Consider the following 20,880-nt stretch of genomic DNA (forward strand, 5'->3'; position numbering starts at 1 on the left):
GGGGGAGGATCTCCGAACACCAGAGCCCCAATGCGGAATCGAACCGCAGACCTTCTCCTTACCATGGAGACGCTCTACCGACTGAGCTATTGGGGCGAGCGATGAAGACATTACACGGTTGCCTGCCGATCGCCCAAATCCATATCGGGGGCCCTGATCGCCCTCCTCAGGACGTACCTCCACCACCCGCCCCGTAGGCCACCTGAGGTCACTCCGGTACGACTATTCCGCTCCTCCTCGAAGCCCCGGAAAGGGGCCCCTAGGCTCGGTCGCACGCTGCGTGATCTTGGCTGCGGCGGCTCCCGCAGGGCGCCGCCGCTCCCCCGCCGCGCCCTTTCCGCCCGAGCCCCGCCAGGAGCGTGATGTCCGACAGTCAGCCGCAGCCGCCCCGTCGGCCGGGAAGCCCGGACGGCTCCGGCGGCTTCGAGGGGGCCGCCGGGGACGGTGCCACCGCCCTGCTGCTGAGCGGCGCCCGGCTCACCGACGGCCGCACGGTGGACGTGCGGCTCAGCGAGGGCCGCATCGAGGCGGTCGGCACGGCGGGCAGCCTGTCGGCGCACCGGGCGGCCCGGGTGGACCTCGGCGGGTTCCTTCTGCTGCCCGCGCCCGCCGAGCCGCACGCGCACAGCGAGAGCGCGCTGACCGCGGACGCCGCCGGTCCGGTCTCGTACGCCGTGCCCGACGTCCAGCGGCGCACCACGGACGCGGCCCTGCTCCAGCTCGGGCACGGGGCCACGGCGCAGCGCTCGCACGTACGGATCGGGGACGTGCCGGGGCTCGGTCCGATGGAGGCCGTGCTGCAGGCCAGGCGGGCGCTGCGCGGGCTGGTGGACCTGTCGGCGGTGGCGGTGCCGGGGCGGCTCACCGGGGTCGCCGGGGCGGACGGTCTGGCGATGCTGCGGGACGCGGTGAAGATGGGCGCCGCCGTGGTGGGCGGCAGCCCGGACCTGGACCCCGATCCGGCCGGGTACGTGGAGCGGGTCCTGGAGGTGGCGGCGGAGCACGGCTGTCCGGTGGACCTGCACACGGACGGTGACGATCCGGCGCGGCTCGCGCGGCTGGCGGCGATGGCCGGCGGGCTGCGGACCGGGGTGGCGATCGGCCCGTGCGGCGGGCTCTCGCGGCTGCCGCTGGAGGTGGCGAGCCGGGCGGCCGACCAGCTGGCCGCGGGCGGGGTGAGCGTGGTGTGCCAGCCGCAGGGCGGGTGCGGCGGGGTGGACCAGCGGGGTGTGGCGCCGGTACGGCTGCTGCGGGCGGCCGGGGTGCGGCTGGCGGCGGGCAGCGGGGCGCTCAGGGACACGGCGAACCCGGTGGGGCGCGGGGATCCGCTGGAGGCGGCGTATCTGCTGGCGTCGCAGAGCGGGATGCGGCCGCAGGACGCGTACGACGCGGTGGCGGGGGTGGCGAGGGCGGCGATGGGGCTGGCCGAGGTGCGGCTGGAGGCGGGGTTTCCGGCGGAGCTGGTGGCGGTGCGGGGGGAGCGGCTGGCGGGGGTGCTGTCGCTGGCTTACAGCCGGATCGTGGTGCATCGGGGGCGGGTGGTGGCGCGGACGAGTGCGGTGCGGGAGTACTGCGATTCGGTGGGGGCGGGGGATCTGGAGCTGCCGCGGCAGGGGAGGGCGGGGGCGTAGCGGGTACGGGGTGGGGCGGGGCGGTGGGGTTCGGCTCCGCCGGGGGCCGCCCCCTTGCCCGCCCGTTCCGCCCCCGGGGGCGGCCCCGCCGCCCAAGGGGGCGGGGGTGGGCGGGCCCGTCGCCCGAGGGCGGGAACGGGCGGCGGGGGGCGGTTTGGGGGCGTACGGTCGGTGATATGCGCATTGTCATCGCTGGTGGACACGGTCAGATCGCGTTGCGGCTGGAGCGCCTGCTCGCCGCGCGCGGGAACGAGGTCGCGGGCATCGTCCGCGATCCGAAACAGAGTGAGGATCTGCGGTCGGCGGGGGCCGAACCGGTCGTGCTCGACCTGGAGTCGGCGTCCGTGGAGGAGGTGGCCGAGGCCCTGCGGGGTGCCTCCGCCGCCGTCTTCGCCGCGGGTGCGGGGCCGGGCAGCGGGGCCGGGCGCAAGGACACCGTGGACCGGGACGCGGCGGTGCTGTTCGCCGACGCGGCGGAGCGCGCGGGGGTGCGCCGCTATCTCGTGGTGTCCTCGATGGGTGCCGATCCGCAGCACGCGGGCGACGAGATCTTCGACGTGTACCTGCGGGCCAAGGGCGCGGCCGACGCGGACGTACGGGCCAGGAAGGGCCTGGACTGGACGATTCTGCGGCCCGGTTCGCTGACCAACGACGCGGGCACGGGCCTGGTGTCGCTGGGCGCGTCGACCGGGCGCGGCCCGGTCACCCGGGACGACGTGGCGGCCGTACTGGCGGAGCTGCTGGAGACGCCGTCGACGGCGGGGCTGACGCTGGAGCTGATCGGCGGCAGCGTGCCCGTCTCGGTGGCCGTGAAGGACATCGCCGGAAACTGACGGGCAGTGGACGGAGCGGCGCAACGGCGCGGCGGGAAGGCCGAGTCGGGGCCCGCCCGCCGCGTCGGCCGTGCTCGGTCGACGACGGGTCGGACAGCGGAGCGAGGAGTCGTATGCACCACAGGACCGAGGACGGGCCGGTCGTCGAACCCGTCGTGGTGGAACGGGCGGAGCAGCCGTACGTGGCGTTCCGCGGGCGGGTGCGGACGGACGGGTTCGCCGCGCTCGCGGACCGTCTGCCCGAGTTGTTCGGATGGCTGGCGGCGCGGGGAACGGAGCCGCTCGGCGGGCCGTTCTTCCGGTACAACCTGATTGCCCCGGACGGGGAGTTCGAGGTCGAGGCGGGCGTCCCGGTCGCGCTGGCGCCGAAGCCGGAGGGTGACGTCAGGGCCGGTGTCCTGCCCGCCGGGAAGTACGCGACGGTGACCCATTTCGGCCACCCGGACCAGCTCTTCGCCGTCGCGTCGGCGCTGTACGCGTGGGGCCGCGCGCAGGGGCTCCCGTGGGACATGACGGAGGCGGCGGACGGCGAGCACTGGGTCTGCCGGCTGGAGACGTACCGGACGGATCCCCGGGTGCAGCCGGACCCCGCCAAGTGGGAGACCGAGCTGGCCTTCCGGCTGCTGGGCTGACGGACCGGCAGGGGGCGGGAAGCGGCGGGGACGGCCCGCCACCGCTCGGCTCCCCCGGGAAAACCCAAAGGCCCCTGCTCTGCGTTTCCGCAGTTCAGGGGCCTTCTTTTGTGGCGGCGCCAGGATTCGAACCTGGGTAGGCTAAGCCGACGGATTTACAGTCCGTTCCCATTGGCCACTCGGGCACACCGCCATGGGATGTCGCCCCGGATCTTCGCCTTGCGGCGCTTTTCCCTGGGGACGACGTAAACGATACCTGATGACCAGGGGTGCTTCGCCACTCGGTTGATCCGCGCCCGTCATCCGTGCGGGTGGCTAGGCTTTGCGACGTATCGCAGAGGCTTTACGCCGTCCCCCGTCACCCACATCAAGGAGCCACAGGACATGGCCGACTCCAGTTTCGACATCGTCTCGAAGGTCGAGCGGCAGGAGGTCGACAACGCCCTCAACCAGGCCGCGAAGGAGATCTCCCAGCGCTACGACTTCAAGAACGTCGGCGCCTCGATCTCCTGGTCCGGCGAGAAGATCCTGATGGAGGCGAACTCCGAGGAGCGCGTCAAGGCGATCCTCGACGTCTTCGAGACCAAGCTGGTCAAGCGCGGGATCTCGCTGAAGGTGCTGGACGCGGGCGAGCCGCAGCTGTCCGGCAAGGAGTACAAGATCTTCGCCTCCATCGAGGAGGGGATCTCGCAGGACAACGCCAAGAAGGTCGCCAAGATCATCCGCGACGAGGGCCCCAAGGGCGTCAAGGCGCAGGTGCAGGGCGACGAGCTGCGCGTCAGCTCGAAGAGCCGGGACGACCTCCAGGCCGTGCAGGCGCTGCTCAAGGGCAAGGACTTCGAGTTCGCGATCCAGTTCGTGAACTACCGCTGAGGTCCTGACCAGGGGCGGTGCGGGCGTGACCGCGCGGTAGCACGTCGAACGGGGGCGGTGGGCGGCTTCGGGCCGACGCCGCCCCTGTCGCGTGTCCCCGGTGTCCGGCCCGCCGGTGTCCGCACCCCCGGTGCCGTCGTGTCCGAATTCCGCCAGCCCGGCGGCGGGCGGGCGCGCAGACTCGGAGGTGCAGAGCGTGGCGGGTGCCGCGCGGAGAGGATGGGGTCATGACGGTCTACGCGACCCTGGACAGCCCGCTGGGCGAGTTGCTGCTGGTCGGCGAGGAGTCGGCGGCGGCCCCCGGCGGCGTCGCGCTGGTCTCGCTGTCGGTGCCGGAGCAGAAGGGCGGCGCCGTCGTGCAGGACGGCTGGCGGTGCGCGCCCGAGCTGTTCGGCGGGGTGGGTGAGCAGTTGAAAGCGTACTTCGCCGGGGAGCTGACGCACTTCGACGTGGCGTACGCGCGGGGTTCGGGTACGGAGTTCCAGCGGCGGGTGTGGAGTGCGGTCGACCGGATTCCGTACGGGCACACGACGTCGTACGGGCAGCTCGCCGAGTCGATCGGGGCCTCGCGGGCGGCGGTGCGGGCGGTCGGCACCGCGATCGGCCGCAATCCGCTGCTGGTGCTGCGCCCCTGCCACCGGATCGTGGCCTCGGACGGGTCGCTGGCCGGGTACGCGGGCGGGCTGGAGCGCAAGCGGCTCCTGCTGGACCTGGAGCGGGCCGACGGCGACGGCGGGGCGGACGGCGGCTCGCGGGCGTGAGCGGGCTGTTCCCGCTGCCGCGGGCGGAGGTGGCGCCGGGGGCGGTGCACGTGCCCGGGTGGCTTTCGCTGGAGGAGCAGCGGGAGTTGGTGGTGGCGTGCCGGCGGTGGGCGGTGGGGCCCGTGCCGTTGCGGCAGACCCGGCTGCCGGGCGGCGGGGTGATGTCGGTGCGGTCGGTCGGCGTGGGCTGGCACTGGGAGCCGTACCGCTATGTGCGTACGGCGGACGGGGTGCCGGTGGCCGCGTTCCCGGACTGGCTGGGCGATCTGGGGCGCCGTGCGCTGGTCGCGGCGTACGGCGGGCAGGGCGCCGGGGACGGGTACGCGCCGGACATGGCGCTCGTGAACTTCTACGACCACGCGGCGCGGATGGGGATGCACCAGGACCGGGAGGAGCGGTCCGCGGCGCCCGTGGTGTCGCTGAGCATCGGTGACAGCTGCGTCTTCCGGCTGGGCAACACCGAGAACCGCGGGCGGCCCTACACGGACGTGGAGCTGGGGTCGGGCGACCTGTTCGTCTTCGGCGGCCCGTCGCGCTTCGCGTACCACGGGGTGCCCAGGGTGCGGCCGGGGACGGGGGATCCGGCGACGGGGCTGGCGGGCGGCCGGCTGAACATCACGCTGCGGGAGACGGGGCTGGCCTGACCGGCTCGGCGGCCCACCGGGCCGCCGGGGCGCGCCGGGCCGCCGGGGTTCGCGGCGGTCCGGTCAGCGGCGCTCGCGGGAGTTGCCGAAGAGGATGCGGTACGCGATCAGCAGGACGAGCGAGCCGCCGATGGCCGCGAGCCAGGTCGGGCCGTCGTAGAACTGGTTGGCGATCTCGCGGTCGAAGAAGCGCGTGGAGATCCACCCGCCGGTGAACGCGCCCGCGATGCCGATCAGCGTGGTGCCGATCAGGCCGCCCGGGTCGCGGCCCGGCAGCAGGATCTTGGCTATGACTCCGGCGATGAGGCCGAGGATGATCCAGCCGAGGATGCTCATGTGGGACTCCCCCTGTGTGTGCTGTGCATCTACGTCGTGTCGTACGGGAGGACGCACCCGGGACGGCGAAGGTTGCGCAGCTCAACAGGGGGAGGGTCGGCTGAGCACCGGTCAGCGGGCGGCGAAGGGCTGGTCGGTGGGGACGATCTCCTTGCCGAGCGGCAGCAGGGACACCGGAATCATCTTGAAGTTCGCGATGCCGAACGGGATTCCAATGATGGTGACGCACAGCAGGACGCCGGTGACGATGTGGCCGAGCGCCAGCCACCAGCCCGCGAGGACCAGCCACAGGACGTTGCCGACGCAGGAGGGTGCTCCGGCGTCCCTGCGGTCCACGACGGTCTGACCGAACGGCCACAGGGCGTACAGGCCGATCCGGAAGGCGGCCAGGCCGAACGGGATGCCGATGATGGTGATGCAGAGCAGCAGGCCCGCACCGAGGTAGCCGAGGAACAGCCAGAATCCGCTGAGGACCAGCCATATGACGTTCAGAAGTGTCTTCACGGGCGGTGTCCTGCCATCTGTTCGAGTCGGGCGATGCGCTCCGCCATGGGCGGGTGGGTCGAGAACAGCTTCGCCGTGCCCTGTCCCGGGCGGAAGGGGTTCGCGATCATCATGTGGCTCGCGGTCTCGATCCGGGGCTCGGGCGGCAGCGGCAACTGCTTGGTACCGGCATCGAGTTTACGGAGTGCACTGGCGAGGGCGAGGGGGTCGCCGGTCAGCTGGGCTCCCGAGGCGTCGGCCTCGTACTCGCGGGAGCGGCTGACGGCGAGCTGGATGATCGAGGCCGCCATGGGGCCCAGGATCATGATCAGCAGCATGCCGAAGATGCCGGGGCCGTCGTTGTCGTTGGACCGGCCGACGGGGATCAGCCAGGCGAAGTTGACCAGGAACATCACGACGGAGGCGAGTGCTCCGGCGACCGAGGAGATGAGGATGTCGCGGTTGTAGACATGGCTCAGCTCGTGGCCGATGACGCCGCGCAGTTCGCGCTCGTCGAGGATCTGGAGGATGCCTTCGGTGCAGCAGACGGCCGCGTTGCGCGGGTTGCGACCGGTGGCGAAGGCGTTCGGTGCCTGGGTCGGCGAGATGTAGAGGCGGGGCATGGGCTGGCGGGCGGCCGTGGACAGCTCGCGGACCATGCGGTAGAGCGCGGGGGCCTCGAATTCGCTGACGGGGCGGGCGCGCATGGCCCGCAGGGCGAGCTTGTCGCTGTTCCAGTAGGCGTAGGCGTTGGTGCCCAGCGCTACGAGGAGCGCGACGATCAGTCCCGTACGTCCGAAGAAACTTCCGATCACGAGGATGAGAGCGGACAGTCCCCCGAGGAGTACGGCAGTCTTCAACCCGTTGTGCCGGCGGTGCACGGTGCGCCCTCCAAGTGGTGCGGCAGGGGAACTCCTGGCTCGGTGGTGCTTCCACGTTCAGTGGACCCTCCCTTACTGGTCAACGCCAGGCGGAGGGTGCTGGTTCCCTTGTGCACCGGGCAGGAGGATTAGCCCGTCCGGGGTGGTGCGCGCCGGTTACTGGAAGAGGTTGCCGGTGGCGAAGCGCAGGATCAGCTGCGGGACGCCGGAGAGGACGATTCCGGCGGCCAGGGTGAGGACGATCGCGGCTGCCACGGGTACGGGGACGGGGAGCCTGCGGGGGCGCGCGGGGCCGTCCGTGGCGGGCTGCGGGGCCGTGGCGGCCTCCTGGGCCGCTCCGGGGGTCTTGGCGGGCTCCTGGGCGGTGGCGGTCTCCGGGGCGCGGAACAGCAGGGCCGTCCACTGGAGGTAGTAGTAGAGCGCGATCACCACGTTCACGGCCATGACGGCGGCCAGCCAGCCCAGGCCCGCGTCGACGGCCGCCGAGAAGACGGTGACCTTCGCGAAGAGGCCGATGATGCCCGGGGGCAGGCCGGCCAGGCAGAGCAGGAAGAAGCCGAGGGCGAGTGCGGCCAGCGGGTCGGTCGCGTACAGGCCCCGGTAGTCGGCGATGCGGTGCAGCGGCTTGCGGCGGGCGACGAGGGCGGCCACGGCGAAGGCGCCGAGGTTCACGACGGCGTACATCAGGGCGTACGCGACGGTGGAGCCGATCTGGGTGTCGCTGGTGTACGCGGCGGCGGCGATCGGGACCAGCAGGTAGCCGGCCTGGCCGACGGACGACCAGGCGAGCAGTCGTACGGCGCTGTACGCGCGGGTGGCGGACTGGCGCAGGGCGGCCAGGTTGCCGACGGTCATGGTGAGGGCGGCGAGCACGGCGAGCGCCGGGCCCCAGATGTCGGCGTACGACGGGAAGGCGACGACGGTCACCAGGATGAGGCCGGAGAAGCCGACCGCCTTGCCGACGACCGAGAGGTACGCGGCGATCGGCAGCGGGGCGCCGACGTAGGTGTCCGGCACCCAGAAGTGGAAGGGCGCGGCGGCCGTCTTGAAGGCGAAGCCGACGAGGGTGAGGGCGACCCCGGCCTGGGCGAGGGTGTCCAGCTGGGCGGGGACGTCGTCGAGCCGGGCGGCGATCTCCGTGAGGTGCAGGGTGCCGGTGGTGGCGTACACGAAGCTGACGCCGAGGAGCATCACGGCGGTCGCGGTGACCGAGGAGAGGAAGAACTTCAGGGCCGCTTCCGAGGACCGCCGGTCGCCGCGGCGCAGGCCGACCAGGGCGAAGGCGGGCAGCGAGGCCACTTCGAGGGCGACGACGAGGGTGGCGAGGTCGCGGGCGGCGGGCAGCAGGGCCGCTCCGGCCGCGGAGGACAGCAGCAGGAACCAGTACTCGCCGGCCGGCAGCCGCTCGTCCTTGGTGGCGGTGATCGACAGGAGGGCGGTGAGGAGGGCGCCGCCGAGCACCAGGGCCTGGATGACCAGGGCGAAGTAGTCGGCGGTGTAGCTGCACACCGCGGGGTCGTCGAGCAGGCAGAAGGTCTTGCGGTCGCCCTTGCGCAGCGGGATCAGCGCGACCAGGGAGGCGGCGAGGCCCGCGACGGCGACGATGCCCAGCAGGTGCTTGCGGCCCTCCCGTACGAACAGGTCGGCGACCAGGATCAGCAGCGCGACGGCCGCCGCGACGACGGGCGGGGCGATGGCGAGCCAGTCGACGGACTGGACGAGCGACGGGGCGTCGGCGGCCTGGGTGACGGACACGGACTGGCCCAGTCCGCTCGCTGCGGTGTGGATCGAGGCGGCCACGGTCACGACTTGCCTCCTGCGAGGAGCTTCTGGACGGCCGGGTCGGTGAGGCCGAGGAGGACTGCGGGCCAGAGGCCGGCGAGGACGGTGAGGGCGACGAGCGGGGTCCAGGAGACGGCTTCGTAGGCCCGGACGTCGGCGACGGGCTCGGCGTTCTCGCGCCGCTCCCCCATGCAGACGCGGCGTACGACGATCAGCAGGTACGCGGCGGTGAGGAGCGTGCCGAGGCCGGCGATCGCCATGAAGGTGAGGAAGGCGGGGCGGCTGAGGCCGTCGGCGGGGTCGAACGCGCCGAACATGGTCAGCATCTCGCCCCAGAACCCGGCCAGTCCCGGCAGGCCGAGCGAGGCGACGGCGGCGAAGGCGAGCAGGGCGCCGAAGCGGGGGGCGCTGCCGTAGAGGGCGGCGCCGGTGGCTCCGGCGAGGGTGTCGAGGTCGGCGGTGCCGTAGCGGTCCTTGAGGGCGCCGACCAGGAAGAAGAGCAGGCCGGTGATGAGGCCGTGGGCGATGTTGGCGAAGAGGGCGCCGTTGATGCCGGTGGGGGTCATGGAGGCGATGCCGAGCAGCACGAAGCCCATGTGGCCCACGGAGGAGTACGCGATGAGCCGCTTGAGGTCGCCCTTGTTGCCCTTGCGCGCGAGGGAGAGGCAGGCGAGGGATCCGTAGATGATGCCGACGACGGCGAAGGCGGCGAGGTAGGGGGCGAAGGTCCGCATGCCCTCGGGGGCGATGGGCAGGGCGATGCGGACGAATCCGTAGGTGCCCATCTTCAGCAGGACGCCGGCGAGGAGCACAGAGCCGACGGTGGGGGCGGCGGTGTGGGCGTCCGGGAGCCAGCTGTGCAGGGGCCACATCGGGGTCTTCACCGCGAGGCCGAGCGCGATTGCCAGAACTGCCGTGACCTGCACGGATGTTGTCAGGCCGCGGCCGTTGTCAGTGGCGAGTGCCACCATGTCGAACGTACCGGACTTCAGGCCGATGAGGAGGAGGCCGAGCAGCATCACGACGGAGCCGAGCAGCGTGTAGAGGATGAACTTCCAGGCCGCCTGCGCCTTTTGGGCGCCGCCCCAGCGGGCGATCAGGAAGTACATCGGGATGAGGACCATCTCGAAGGCGAGGAAGAACAGGATCAGGTCGAGGACGGCGAAGGTGGCGAGGGTGCCGGACTCCAGGACGAGCAGGAGCGCGACGAATGCCTTCGGGGACGGGCCCGCGGGCATCTTGAAGTAGCTGTAGAGCGCGCAGAGGAAGGTCAGCAGCGCGGTCAGGAGCAGGAGGGGGAGCGAGATGCCGTCGATGCCGAGGTGGATGCGGATGTCGAGCGCCGGGATCCAGCTGAGGTCGGTCCTGGCCTGCATCTTCGCCGGGTGGTCGCGGTCGAAGCCGAGCCCGAGGACGATCGCGGCGACGAGGATCGCTCCGGTGACGACGACTCCGTGGCGGAGCACGGCCTGGTCCGGGGACTTCCCCTTCAGTCCGGGCGGGGCCGGCAGGAGGGCGGCGGCGGCGCCGACGAGCGGGCCGACGACGATCAACGCGAGAAGGAACTGCATCACGGATTCGCTGATATCGATCATGGCTCACGCTCCGGCGGCGGCGACGAGGACGGCGGCGATCGCCAGGACGACGGAACCGGCGAGCAGCGCGGCCAGATAGGTCTGGACGTTGCCGGTCTGGGTGAGGCGGACGGCGCTGCCCAGCCAGCGCGGGAGCGTTCCGGCGCCTCGGACGTACGTGTCGATGACCTCGCGGTCCAGGAAGCGGACCAGTTCGGCGCCCGCCCGGACGGGGCGGACGAAGAGGGTGCGGTAGAGGGCGTCCAGGTGGAAGCCGACGGCCGCGTGGCGGTGCAGGGGGCCGAGGAGGAGGCGGCCGGGGTCGCCGGGGTCGGGGGCCGAGGCGATGGAGCCGTACACCGCCTTGTGTGTGGCGATGGCTTCTTCCTCGGAGACCGCCGGGTCGGCTTCGGGGTGCGCGGCGACGGCTCCCAGGGGGATGTTGGTGCCTGCCCGGAAGCGCAGGGCGCGCCAGGCGGCGTACGTCATGATCCCGCCGACCGCGGCGACACCGGTGCCGAGGATGGCGGTGGTGACGGTCGGGGTCAGGGAGTGGACGTCGAACCAGCCCGCGAGCTGTCCGACGGCCAGGCCCAGGGCCAGCGAGGGGACGGCCAGCACCCAGAGGGTGACGGTCATGGCGGGCGGCTGTTTGCCGTGGTCGGCGGCGGCGGGGCCGCGGCCGCGGAAGGCGAGGAGCCAGAGGCGGGTGGCGTACGCGGCGGTGAGGAGGGCGGTCAGCAGACCGGAGACCAGGACGATCCAGCCGGCGCCCGAGGGGCTGGTGGCGGAGTCGCCGAGGGCGGTGTGCTCGGCGGCGACCAGGACGGCTTCCTTGGAGAAGAAGCCGGCGAACGGGGGGATGGCAGCGAGCGCGAGGAGCGCGATCGTCATCGTCCAGTAGGCGTCCGGGATGCGCTTGGCGAGGTCGCCGGTGCGGGACATGGCGGCCAGCGAGTTGGTGCCGGCGGCGTGGATGATCACGCCGGCGCCGAGGAAGAGGAGCGCCTTGAAGGCGCCGTGGGACAGGAGGTGGAAGACGGCGGCACCGGCGTCGCCGACGGCCAGGGCGCCGGTCATGTAGCCGAGCTGGCCGATGGTCGAGTAGGCGAGGACCCGCTTGATGTCGTCCTGGGCGAGGGCCGCCAGACCCGAGCCGACCATCGTGACGGCGGCCATCACGGCGAGGACGGTCATGGCCGCGGCGGAGGCCGCGAAGACGGGCAGGAGGCGGGCCACGAAGTAGATGCCGGCGGCGACCATCGTCGCGGCGTGGATCAGCGCGGAGACGGGGGTCGGGCCCGCCATCGCGTCGGGCAGCCAGGTGTGCAGCGGGAACTGGGCCGACTTGCCCGCCACGCCGACGACCAGCAGCAGGGCGATGAGGGTGGGGTGGTCGAGGCCGCCGGAGGCGACCTCCTTGAGGATGTCGGCGATGCGGAACGTGCCGGTGTCGGCGGCGAGCGCGAACAGGCCGAACAGGAAGGGGACGTCGCCGAGCTTGGTGACCAGGAAGGCCTTGAGGGAGGCGGCGCGGGCCTCGGGCGTCTCCCAGTAGTGGCCGACCAGGAAGTACGAGCAGATGCCCATGATCTCCCAGCCGACCAGGAGCACCATCAGGTCGCCGGAGTAGACGACGAGGAGCATGGCCGCGGTGAAGAGGGAGACGAGGGCGGCGTACGAGGCGTAGCGCGGGTCGTCGCGGAGGTAGGCGGTCGAGTAGGCCTGGACGCAGGTCGCCACGACCGTCACCAGCACGGCGACCAGGGCGGCGAAGCCGTCGATGTGCAGGGCCAGGTCGATGGGGACCGAGCCGGTCGGGGTGAGCCGGGTGGCGGCGTCGATGTCCGCGCCGCCGCCCTGGCGCACGGCGACGGTGATCGCCAGCGCGAGCGCCGCCACGGTGGGCAGCAGCGCCAGCGGGCGTACGAAGCCGGGGGCGGTGCGGCCGAGGAGGAGCCCGGCGACCGCGCCGAGGAACGGCAGGAGGGGGACGAGGACGGCGAGGGTCGTGGTGGTCACGCGGCGGCCTCTGCCTTCTGTGCCGGGTCGTCGCCGGCCGCGGGGGCCGGGGGCCCGTCGTCGGCGGCCGTCTCGGCGGTGTCACGGAGTTTGTCGATGTCCGAGGTGCCGCGGTTGCGGTAGACCATCAGGACGATCGCCAGGCCGATGCCGATCTCGGCGGCGGCGATGGCGATGGTGAAGAGGGTCAGCGCCTGGCCGGTGTGCAGGGTGTCGCGGAGCCAGACGTCGAAGGCGACCAGGTTGAGGTTGACGGCGTTGAGCATCAGCTCGACGGACATCAGGACCAGGATCGCGTTGCGGCGGGCGAGGACGCCGTAGAGGCCGACGCAGAAGAGGAGGGCGGCGAGCACGGCGGGATAGGCGAGGTGCATCAGCTCTGCTCCTTCGGCTCGCGCGGGGTGGCGGCCCGCTGCCCGCGCGCGGCGGTGGCCCTCGGTCCGCGCGGGGCGGTGGCCTTCGGCTTCGGCTTGTGCGCGGGGGCATCGCCGCCGTCCGCCGCCGCCTTCTTGCGGGAGAGGACGATCGCGCCGACGAGGGCGGCCAGGAGCAGCACCGAGAGCGCTTCGAAGGGCAGCACCCAGTGCTGGAAGAGGATCTCGCCGGTGACCTTGGTGGAGCCCTGGACCGGTCCGTCCAGGTCGATCCAGGTCGTACGGAACGCGTCCACGACCACCCAGACCAGGGCCGCCGCCGCGGCGACGGCGACCGCGAGGGCGGCCGGGCGGTTGCCCGAGTCGGCGTCCGGGGAGCGGCCGATGGGCGCCCTGGTGAGCATGAGCCCGAAGAGGAGGAGCACGACCACCGAGCCGACGTAGATCAGTACCTGGACCCAGGCGATGAACTCGGCGGTGAGCAGGAGGTACTCGACGGCCAGCCCGCCGAGGGCGACGACCAGCCAGAGGGCGGCGTGCACCAGCTGCTTGGTGGTGACGGTCACGACGGCGGCGCCCAGGGTGACGATGCCGACGAGCAGGAAGGCGATCTCGACGCCGGTCGGCGAGAGGAAGCCGTGGGAGGCGGCGGCGAGGGAGGCCGGATCCAGGGGGGTGGTCAGCGGGGTGGTCGTCATGCCTGGCCCTCCTGCTGTTCGGCCTGCGCCGCCTGCTGGGCCGCTTCGAGCTTCTCGGCGGCCTTGCGGGCCGCCGCGAGCTCCTTGGGCTCCTCCGCTCCCGGGTCGAGGGCGGGCGGCTCCGGCACCGTCCACATCCATTCACGGAGCTTGTCGCGCTCGTGGGTGAGTTCGTGGATGTCGGTCTCCGCGTACTCGAACTCCGGCGACCAGAAGAGGGCGTCGAAGGGGCACACCTCGATGCAGATCCCGCAGTACATGCAGAGCGAGAAGTCGATGGCGAAGCGGTCGAGGACGTTGCGGCTGCGCTCGCGGCCGCCGGGGGCGGCGGGCGGCACCGTCTCCTTGTGGGAGTCGATGTAGATGCACCAGTCGGGGCACTCGCGGGCGCACAGCATGCAGACCGTGCAGTTCTCCTCGAAGAGCCCGATCACGCCGCGGGTACGGGGCGGGAGTTCGGGCTGCTTCTCCGGGTACTGCTCGGTGACGGTCTTCTTCGTCATCGTGCGGAGGGTGACGGCGAGGCCCTTGGCGAGGCCGCTCCCTGGGATGGGTGCCATGACTACTGGATCGCCACCTTCACGATGCCGGTGAGCGCGATCTGCGCGAGTGCGAGCGGGATGAGTACGGTCCAGGACAGCTTCATCAGCTGGTCCTCGCGCAGCCGCGGATAGCTGACCCGGAGCCAGATCACGACGAAGGCGAGGACCGCGGTCTTCAGCAGGGTCCAGACCCAGCCGAGTCCGTCCGCGCCCCACGGGCCGTGCCAGCCGCCGAGGAACAGGACGGTGGTCAGTCCGCAGACGATGACGATGCCGGCGTACTCGGCGAGCAGGAACAGCGCGAAGCGCAGTCCCGTGTACTCGGTGTACGCGCCGAAGATGATCTCCGAGTCGGCGATCGGGGCGTCGAACGGCGGACGTTGCAGCTCCGCGAGGCCGGCCGTGAAGAACACGAAGGCGCCGATGATCTGCCAGGGCAGCCACCACCACTCCCACGCGTTCAGGATGCCGCCGAGCGAGACGGTGCCCGCGGCCATGGCCACCGAGGCGGCGGCCAGCAGCATGGGCAGCTCGTACGCGAGGAGCTGGGCGGCCGTGCGCAGACCGCCGAGCAGCGAGAACTTGTTGGCCGACGCCCAGCCGGCCATCAGCGAGCCGAGGACGCCGACGCCCATGACGGCGAGCACGTAGAAGATGCCCGCGTCGATGGCCTGCCCGACGGCCGTCTCGCTCGGTCCGATCGGGATGACGAGGAGGACCAGGAGGTACGGGAGGAGGGCGACGGCGGGCGCGAGCTGGAAGATCCGGCGGTCGGCGCCGCTCGGAACCACGTCCTCCTTCTGCGCGAACTTCACGCCGTCGGCGACGAGCTGCGCCCAGCCGTGGAACCCGCCCGCGTACATGGGGCCGAGGCGGCCCTGCATGTGCGCCATCACCTTGTGCTCGGTCTGACCGACCACGAGGGGCAGGACCAGGAAGAGAACGAAGACGAGGACCAGCCGGAGGGCGACGTCGAGTACGTCGTTCACGCGGTATCGCCTCCGGCGGGGGTCGGGTTGTCGGGGTCGTCGGTGGGGTTGGGTTTGGGGGGGTTGGGCTTGGTGGGGTTGGGCGCTGCGGAGTCGGGCTCGGCGGAGTGGGGCTCTGCGGAGTCGGGCTCGGCGGAGTCGGGGGTGGCGGGCTCGGGCTTCCCGGTGGGGGCCGGAGCGGAGGCCGCGGCGGGGCCGGGGGGCTCGGTCGGGGTCGCGCTTGGGGGCGCTTCCTCTGCCGGGGTCCCGCTCGGGGCCGGGGCGTTGGCCGGGGGCGTACTCGGGGCCTCGTCCTTGGCTCCTTGGTCCGGGCTCGGGGCCGGGGCCTCGGTCGGGGCCTCGTCCTGGGCCGGGCTCGCACTCAAAGTCGCGTCCTCGCCCTTGGCCGGGGCCGGGTCCCTGGCCGGGGTCGTGCCCGGAGACGGGGCCTTGGTCGGGCTCGTCGTCGGCGGCTCGTCCTCGGGCTTGGCCGGGGTCGGTGCGAAGGCCGGTTTCGGGTCGTGCCAGGGGGCGTCCGAGCTGCGGGCGGGGGGCGTCGGCCTTGCCGTGCCGGTCTCGCTCGCGTTCTCGCCCGCCGGGGTCGCCGGGGTCGCCGGGGCGGCCGGGGTCTCCGGGGCGGCCGGGGTCTCCGGGGTGGCCTTCGCTGTCTCGGTGCCTTGCGCCGGTCCGGTCTCCTGCACCGGTTCGGTCCCCGGGGACGCCGGGGTCGCCGTGGCTTCCGGAGATGCCGGTGCTGCCGGGGTGGGCGGAGTGGCCGGGGTGGCCGGGGTGGCCGACTGGCTGGCCGAGCCGTCCGCCGCGCTGCGGGAGCGGCGGGGCCTGGCGGGGGCGGCCGGTGCGGGTGCTTCCGCGGGCGCGGCCGGTGTGGCGGCTGCGGCTTCCGGGGGTGCGGGGGTGGCTGGGGTTTCCGGGGCAGGGCTTTGGGACGCCGAGCCCTCCGTCACGCTGCGGCTGCGGCGCGGCGGCCGGTCGGTCGTGCCCGCGGCACCCGCTCCTGCGCCTGCCGCCCGCGCTCCCCTGGCGGGACGGTCCGCACCGGCACCGGCCGCCCGCGCTCCCCTGGCCGGCCGGGCCGGGGCGGGCGGCAGCTGGCCCTTGAGCGGGCCCCACTCGTTCGGGTCCGGGACGCCGGGCGGCAGCACCTGACGGCGCTTCGGGCCGCCGTGCTCGGACTCCCCCGGCTCCTTGGCCCCGGGCCACGCCTTGGCCACCCGGGCCGCGAGCACGAAGTCCTTGCGCAGCGGGTGTCCCTCGAACGTGTCGGGCAGCAGGAGCGGCACGAGGTGCGGGTGGTCGGCGAAGTCGATGCCGAACATCTCGTACGTCTCGCGCTCGTGCCAGGCGGCACCCGCGTAGATCTCGACGGCCGTCGGCAGTACGGGGGCCGCGTGCGGAACCGTCGTACGGACCAGCAGGCGTCGCACCGTACGCCCTTCGAGGGAGACGACGTGGGCGGACACCCGGAATCCGGTGCCCGGCTCGTCGACCGCGCTCAGCCAGTCGAAGTACGTGCAGCCCAGCTTGTCGCGGGCGATTTCGAGCGCGGCGATCCACGAGCCGACGGGGACGTCGACCGTGAGCAGGTCGTACGTCCGCTCGGCGGTGGACTCCTCGCCGAAGATCTCGGTGACGTTGCCGGGCAGGGCGTCGTAGGCGTTCACCGGTCGGCTCCCGGGGCGGGCGGGGGCGTGACCAGGCCGCTCTGCAACGAGGAAACGGACGGGCGGGACCCGGAGTTCCCGTACCGCTCGCCCAGCGATTCGCGGGCGATCTTCTCCTGGAGCTTGAGGATGCCCTGGAGGAGCGCCTCGGGGCGGGGCGGGCAGCCGGGGACGTACACGTCGACGGGGATGATCTGGTCGACGCCCTTGGTGACGGAGTACGAGTCCCAGTACGGGCCGCCGCAGTTGGAGCAGGCGCCGAAGGAGATGACGTACTTGGGCTCCGGCATCTGCTCGTACAGCCGCTTGACCGCCGGGGCCATCTTGTCCGTGACCGTGCCGGAGACGACCATCAGGTCGGCCTGGCGCGGGCCGGGCGCGAAGGGGATCACGCCGAGCCGGATGAAGTCGTGGCGGGCCATCGATGCCGCGATGAACTCGATGGCGCAGCAGGCGAGGCCGAAGTTGAACACCCAGAGGCTGTAGCGGCGGCCCCAGTTGAGGACCACCTTCATCGGCTCGGGCGCGAGGCGGGAGAGGACGCCGAGGCGCTGCGGGGCCGGGAGGTCCACGGGGGCACTCTGCGGAGTGGGGGTCACGTCCATTCGAGGACGCCCTTCTTGTATGCGTACAGCAGGCCCACGGCCAGGAAGCCGAGGAAGATGAACATTTCGATGAGCGTGGTGGCGCCGTAGCCGGCCGCCGCGAAGACCGTCGCCCACGGGAAGAGGAAGATCGAGTCGACGGCGAAGATCACGTAGAGGAACGCGTAGACGTAGTAGCGGACCTGGGTGTGTGCCCAGCCCTCGCCGACGGGGTCGACTCCGCACTCGTACGTCAGGAGCTTCTCCGGGGTGGGCACCACGGGGCGCAGCAGCCGTCCGGCGCCGAAGGCCACGGCGACGAAGAGCACGCCGATGACGGCGAGCAGGCCGACCACCGAGTAGCCCTGGAAGTAGTCCGCCGCCAACTGCGCTGGTGCCGCTTGCGCGGACGCCGGTTGCGCGGCGGCCCATTCGATCGGCACGGTCGGTTCCGGCACGTCCCGTCCCTCGCTCCCCGGCCTTTCGGCGCCCTGTGGTGTGTGTCGTCCGTACGACTGCGGTCGGTCGTCGATCGTCGATCTGTACGCACGGGAGTCTAGGGCCTGACCGGGGCCGCCCCTGTTCGAGCGCAGCCGGGAACCGCGGAGCGTGCGGCGGGCCGCGGGCTGCCGGGACGGCTGGGCGGGGTGGGTCCGGTGGTGGGGTTGTCCCCACCCCGGGTCGCTGGCCCACCCCATGGCGTCCGGTTGCGCCGCCGGGCAGGCTGGAGCACATGACCGCCAGCTCCGGTGCGCACAAGCCCGGCTCCGACCTGCCTCCGATCCGCAGCTTCGCCTTTGGCGCGCACACGTGGAAGGAGGTCGCACATCTGCTGCTGAACCTCCCGACGGCGCTGTTCGGTTTTCTGGCCACGGTGATCGTCGTCGTGCTGGGCAGCGGTCTGGCCGTGACGGTGATCGGGCTGCCGCTGCTGGCGGCGGGGCTCGGCGGGGCGCGGCTGATCGGTCGTTCGGAGCGGGCACGCGCGCGTGCCCTGCTCGGGGTGCGGGTGGAGGAGCCGAGTCCGCTGCGGGCCGCGCAGGCGCAGGACGGTTTCTTCCCCTGGCTGTGGACGGCGCTCAAGGACCCGGTGGGCTGGCGGTCGGTGCTGTACTCGGTGATCCGGCTGCCGTGGGGGGTGCTGACCTTCGGGTTGACGCTGGTGAGCCTGCTCCTGCTGTGGCCGGTGCTGGGTTACGTGACCCGGGGGCTGACCAATGTGGACCGGGCGATGGTGCGGGGGCTGCTGCCGCCGTCGGGCGAGCTGGAGCGGCGGATCGCGGAGCTGGAGTCGGACCGGGGTGTGGTCGTCGACACCGCCGCCGCCGACCTGCGGCGCATCGAGCGCGATCTGCACGACGGCGCGCAGGCCCGCCTGGTCGCCCTGGCGATGGGGCTCGGTCTGGCGAAGGAGAAGCTGCTGGACGACCCGGAGACCGCGGCGCAGATGGTCGGCGAGGCGCACGGCGAGGTGAAGCTCGCGCTGCAGGAGCTGCGCGATCTCGCCCGGGGCATCCATCCCGCGGTCCTCACCGACCGCGGCCTGGACGCGGCGCTCTCGGCGATCGCCTCGCGGTGCACGGTGCCGGTCACGGTGACGGCGGAACTGGGCGAGCGGCCGGCGGAGGCCATCGAGGGCATCGCGTACTTCACGGTCTCCGAGCTGCTGCAGAACGTCAGCAAGCACAGCGGTGCGCGGACGGCGTCGGTCGACGTGTGGCGCTCCGGGGACCGGCTGCTGATCCAGGTGCGGGACGACGGGCGCGGCGGCGCGAAGCTGGACGGCGGCACCGGGATGTCCGGTCTCGCGGAACGGCTGGGCGCGGTGGACGGGCTCTTCACGGTGGACTCGCCGGTGGGGGCGGGCACGACGGTGACGGCCGAGCTTCCCTGGCGCGAGCGGGTGCAGGGGGGCGGCGGGCGGCGCTGAGGAGCGCGCCGACTGCGGTGGAGCGCAGGTCCGGGGGTGGGGAAAACCCCAGGGGAAGACTGCGCTTTACCTCATGGTTCCGGGGGCCGCGAAGCCTCAGTCTTGAAGCACACCACGTCAGTGCCGGGCACCTTGCCCCGGTCCTGAAGCACCACATCTCAGTCCTGAGCACCTCACCAGACCCGTACGGAAGAAACGGACCGCATCATGGCCACGGATTACGTCTCTCGGCCCCGCTCCCACCGCGTGCCCGCGGTGCTGCGCGCGCCGTTCGAGCCCCGCGCCTGGCGCGAGTTCGGCTACGTACTGCTCAGCCTGCCGATCAGCATCGTGGTCTTCGTCTGCGCGATCTTCACGGTCTCGCTGGGCGCCGGCCTGCTGGTCACCTTCCTCGGGATACCGGTACTGGCGGCCGGTCTCGCCCTGGCGCGCGGCTTCGGCGCGATGGAGCGGGCACGGGCCCGTCTGCTGCTGGGGCTCGACGTTCCCTCGCCCCGGCCGCTGCGCGGTGCCAAGCCCAGTCTGATGGGCTGGGTCGGGGCGCTCCTCAAGAGCGGGGTGTCCTGGCGTCATCTGCTGTACGGGCTGCTGCACATGCCGTGGGCGATCTTCGCCTTCGCCGTCTCGTTGATGTTCTGGACGTACGGGCTGGCCGCCCTGACCTACCCGCTGTGCCACTGGGCGTTCAACTCCTCGAACGGCGGCGGCATCCAGTTCTACGGCGACGGCGAGCACCAGGTCTATCTCGACTCGCCCCCCGAGATAGCCCTGGTCAGCGCGATCGGCCTGCTCGTCGTGATCGTCTGCCCCTGGGTCACCCGGGCGCTGGTGTCGGTGGACCGGCTGATGGTGGCGGGTCTGCTGGGGCCGTCCGCCCTGGACAGCCGGGTCACCGAGCTGGAGTCGGACCGGGGCGTGGTCGTCGACACCGCCGCCGCCGACCTGCGGCGCATCGAGCGCGATCTGCACGACGGCGCGCAGGCCCGCCTGGTCGCCCTGGCCATGGACCTGGGGCTGGCGAAGGAGAAGCTGGCCGAGGACCCGGACGCGGCGGCCCGCATGGTGGACGAGGCGCACGGCGAGGTGAAGGTGGCGCTGCAGGAGCTGCGCGACCTGGCCCGGGGCATCCATCCCGCGGTGCTCACCGACCGCGGTCTGGACGCGGCGCTCTCGGCGGTCGCCTCCCGGTGCACGGTGCCGGTGGGTGTGGAGGTGGACCTGCCGTCCCGGCCGGCCCCGGCCATCGAGGGCATCGCCTACTTCACGGTCTCCGAGCTGCTGCAGAACGTCAGCAAGCACGCGCGGGCCACGCGGGCTTCGATCGACGTGTGGCGCACGGAGGACCGGCTGATGCTCCAGGTGAGCGACGACGGCCGGGGCGGTGCGAGCGTCGGTGGCGGTTCGGGGCTGGCGGGGCTGGCGGAGCGGCTGGACGCGGTGGACGGGGTCCTGGTCGTGCACTCCCCCGCCGGCGGTCCGACGACCATCACCGCAGAGCTCCCCTGGCGCGGCTGATTCGGGGCCGGGGCTCCGTCCCCCGGCCCCGCCCCCGGAGCCCCGTCCCCGGAGCTCCGGCCTGCGGACTCCGGACCTCCGGGCTCCGCGGGCACCCCCTTCCGCACCCCGGTTCCGGCGTCCGCCCCCGGCCGC

Annotated in this window: 21 protein-coding genes and 2 tRNA genes; 8 read left to right on the top strand and 15 right to left on the bottom strand. The window is 72.6% G+C overall.

Features of this window, described 5'->3' with window-relative positions; genetic code table 11:
• Window positions 1–23: 23 nt before the first annotated feature.
• Window positions 24–96: transfer RNA gene (locus ACFYVL_RS29630), tRNA-Thr, on the bottom strand.
• A 266-nt stretch (window positions 97–362) separates the two neighbouring features.
• Here ACFYVL_RS29630 and ACFYVL_RS29635 point away from each other — a divergent pair.
• From ACFYVL_RS29635 to ACFYVL_RS29645, 3 genes are all read left to right on the top strand, one after another.
• Window positions 363–1,631, top strand: a complete 1,269-nt coding sequence (locus ACFYVL_RS29635; RefSeq protein ID WP_389250164.1) for an amidohydrolase family protein — start codon at window positions 363–365, stop codon at window positions 1,629–1,631.
• A gap of 176 nt (window positions 1,632–1,807) precedes the next feature.
• Window positions 1,808–2,464 (top strand): SDR family oxidoreductase, encoded by a 657-nt coding sequence (locus ACFYVL_RS29640; protein ID WP_389250166.1) that lies wholly within the window; start codon window positions 1,808–1,810, stop codon window positions 2,462–2,464.
• Window positions 2,465–2,577: 113 nt separating this feature from the next.
• Window positions 2,578–3,096, top strand: a complete 519-nt coding sequence (locus ACFYVL_RS29645) for a GyrI-like domain-containing protein (protein ID WP_389250168.1) — start codon at window positions 2,578–2,580, stop codon at window positions 3,094–3,096.
• A gap of 111 nt (window positions 3,097–3,207) precedes the next feature.
• Here ACFYVL_RS29645 and ACFYVL_RS29650 read toward each other — a convergent pair.
• Window positions 3,208–3,289: transfer RNA gene (locus tag ACFYVL_RS29650), tRNA-Tyr, on the bottom strand.
• A 191-nt stretch (window positions 3,290–3,480) separates the two neighbouring features.
• Here ACFYVL_RS29650 and ACFYVL_RS29655 point away from each other — a divergent pair.
• From ACFYVL_RS29655 to ACFYVL_RS29665, 3 genes are all read left to right on the top strand, one after another.
• Window positions 3,481–3,969 (top strand): YajQ family cyclic di-GMP-binding protein, encoded by a 489-nt coding sequence (locus ACFYVL_RS29655; protein ID WP_389250171.1) that lies wholly within the window; start codon window positions 3,481–3,483, stop codon window positions 3,967–3,969.
• 227 nt (window positions 3,970–4,196) lie between these two features.
• Window positions 4,197–4,730 (top strand): methylated-DNA--[protein]-cysteine S-methyltransferase, encoded by a 534-nt coding sequence (locus ACFYVL_RS29660; protein ID WP_389250173.1) that lies wholly within the window; start codon window positions 4,197–4,199, stop codon window positions 4,728–4,730.
• Window positions 4,727–5,374 carry an alpha-ketoglutarate-dependent dioxygenase AlkB family protein gene (locus ACFYVL_RS29665; protein ID WP_389250175.1) on the top strand — a complete coding sequence of 216 codons (648 nt, stop codon included), beginning with the start codon at window positions 4,727–4,729 and terminating at the stop codon, window positions 5,372–5,374. Before ACFYVL_RS29660 ends, ACFYVL_RS29665 begins: the two co-directional genes overlap by 4 nt.
• Window positions 5,375–5,437: 63 nt before the next feature.
• Here the strand turns inward: ACFYVL_RS29665 and ACFYVL_RS29670 are convergent, their stop codons facing one another.
• From ACFYVL_RS29670 to ACFYVL_RS29730, 13 genes are all read right to left on the bottom strand, one after another.
• Window positions 5,438–5,710: a GlsB/YeaQ/YmgE family stress response membrane protein gene (locus tag ACFYVL_RS29670; protein ID WP_389250177.1), complete on the bottom strand. Its 273-nt coding sequence runs from the start codon at window positions 5,708–5,710 to the stop codon at window positions 5,438–5,440.
• A gap of 111 nt (window positions 5,711–5,821) precedes the next feature.
• Entirely contained in the window at window positions 5,822–6,214 is a 393-nt protein-coding gene (locus tag ACFYVL_RS29675; RefSeq protein ID WP_389250179.1) for a YccF domain-containing protein, read from the bottom strand.
• Complete coding sequence (gene htpX, locus ACFYVL_RS29680) at window positions 6,211–7,074, bottom strand: zinc metalloprotease HtpX (RefSeq protein WP_389250181.1); 864 nt, start codon at window positions 7,072–7,074, stop codon at window positions 6,211–6,213. Before htpX ends, ACFYVL_RS29675 begins: the two co-directional genes overlap by 4 nt.
• A gap of 156 nt (window positions 7,075–7,230) precedes the next feature.
• Window positions 7,231–8,874 carry an NADH-quinone oxidoreductase subunit N gene (locus tag ACFYVL_RS29685; protein WP_389250221.1) on the bottom strand — a complete coding sequence of 548 codons (1,644 nt, stop codon included), beginning with the start codon at window positions 8,872–8,874 and terminating at the stop codon, window positions 7,231–7,233.
• Between the two features lie 2 nt (window positions 8,875–8,876).
• The gene (locus ACFYVL_RS29690; RefSeq protein ID WP_389250183.1) at window positions 8,877–10,451 is read right to left on the bottom strand and encodes a NuoM family protein; all 1,575 of its coding nucleotides are present in this window, start codon (window positions 10,449–10,451) and stop codon (window positions 8,877–8,879) included.
• A 3-nt stretch (window positions 10,452–10,454) separates the two neighbouring features.
• On the bottom strand, window positions 10,455–12,452 hold the full coding sequence (locus tag ACFYVL_RS29695) for an NADH-quinone oxidoreductase subunit L (RefSeq protein WP_389250185.1): 1,998 nt from the start codon (window positions 12,450–12,452) through the stop codon (window positions 10,455–10,457).
• Complete coding sequence (gene nuoK, locus ACFYVL_RS29700; protein WP_389250187.1) at window positions 12,449–12,826, bottom strand: NADH-quinone oxidoreductase subunit NuoK; 378 nt, start codon at window positions 12,824–12,826, stop codon at window positions 12,449–12,451. The genes ACFYVL_RS29695 and nuoK overlap by 4 nt, the downstream gene beginning before the upstream one ends.
• Complete coding sequence (locus tag ACFYVL_RS29705; RefSeq protein WP_389250189.1) at window positions 12,826–13,524, bottom strand: NADH-quinone oxidoreductase subunit J; 699 nt, start codon at window positions 13,522–13,524, stop codon at window positions 12,826–12,828. Before ACFYVL_RS29705 ends, nuoK begins: the two co-directional genes overlap by 1 nt.
• Window positions 13,521–14,084, bottom strand: coding sequence for a NuoI/complex I 23 kDa subunit family protein (locus ACFYVL_RS29710; protein WP_389250191.1), 564 nt, complete (start codon window positions 14,082–14,084; stop codon window positions 13,521–13,523). The genes ACFYVL_RS29705 and ACFYVL_RS29710 overlap by 4 nt, the downstream gene beginning before the upstream one ends.
• A gap of 2 nt (window positions 14,085–14,086) precedes the next feature.
• The gene (locus tag ACFYVL_RS29715) at window positions 14,087–15,055 is read right to left on the bottom strand and encodes an NADH-quinone oxidoreductase subunit H (RefSeq protein WP_389250193.1); all 969 of its coding nucleotides are present in this window, start codon (window positions 15,053–15,055) and stop codon (window positions 14,087–14,089) included.
• Window positions 15,052–16,716, bottom strand: coding sequence for an NADH-quinone oxidoreductase subunit C (locus ACFYVL_RS29720; protein WP_389250195.1), 1,665 nt, complete (start codon window positions 16,714–16,716; stop codon window positions 15,052–15,054). The genes ACFYVL_RS29715 and ACFYVL_RS29720 overlap by 4 nt, the downstream gene beginning before the upstream one ends.
• Window positions 16,713–17,321: an NADH-quinone oxidoreductase subunit B gene (locus ACFYVL_RS29725; RefSeq protein ID WP_389250197.1), complete on the bottom strand. Its 609-nt coding sequence runs from the start codon at window positions 17,319–17,321 to the stop codon at window positions 16,713–16,715. Before ACFYVL_RS29725 ends, ACFYVL_RS29720 begins: the two co-directional genes overlap by 4 nt.
• On the bottom strand, window positions 17,312–17,758 hold the full coding sequence (locus tag ACFYVL_RS29730; RefSeq protein WP_389250199.1) for an NADH-quinone oxidoreductase subunit A: 447 nt from the start codon (window positions 17,756–17,758) through the stop codon (window positions 17,312–17,314). Before ACFYVL_RS29730 ends, ACFYVL_RS29725 begins: the two co-directional genes overlap by 10 nt.
• A 275-nt stretch (window positions 17,759–18,033) precedes the next feature.
• Between ACFYVL_RS29730 and ACFYVL_RS29735 the strand changes: the two genes are divergently transcribed.
• Window positions 18,034–19,230, top strand: a complete 1,197-nt coding sequence (locus ACFYVL_RS29735; protein WP_389250201.1) for a sensor histidine kinase — start codon at window positions 18,034–18,036, stop codon at window positions 19,228–19,230.
• 207 nt (window positions 19,231–19,437) lie between these two features.
• Complete coding sequence (locus ACFYVL_RS29740; protein WP_389250203.1) at window positions 19,438–20,745, top strand: sensor histidine kinase; 1,308 nt, start codon at window positions 19,438–19,440, stop codon at window positions 20,743–20,745.
• Window positions 20,746–20,880: the final 135 nt, after the last annotated feature.

The organism is Streptomyces sp. NPDC004111 (assembly GCF_042874215.1).
Classification (GTDB): Bacteria; Actinomycetota; Actinomycetes; order Streptomycetales; family Streptomycetaceae; genus Streptomyces.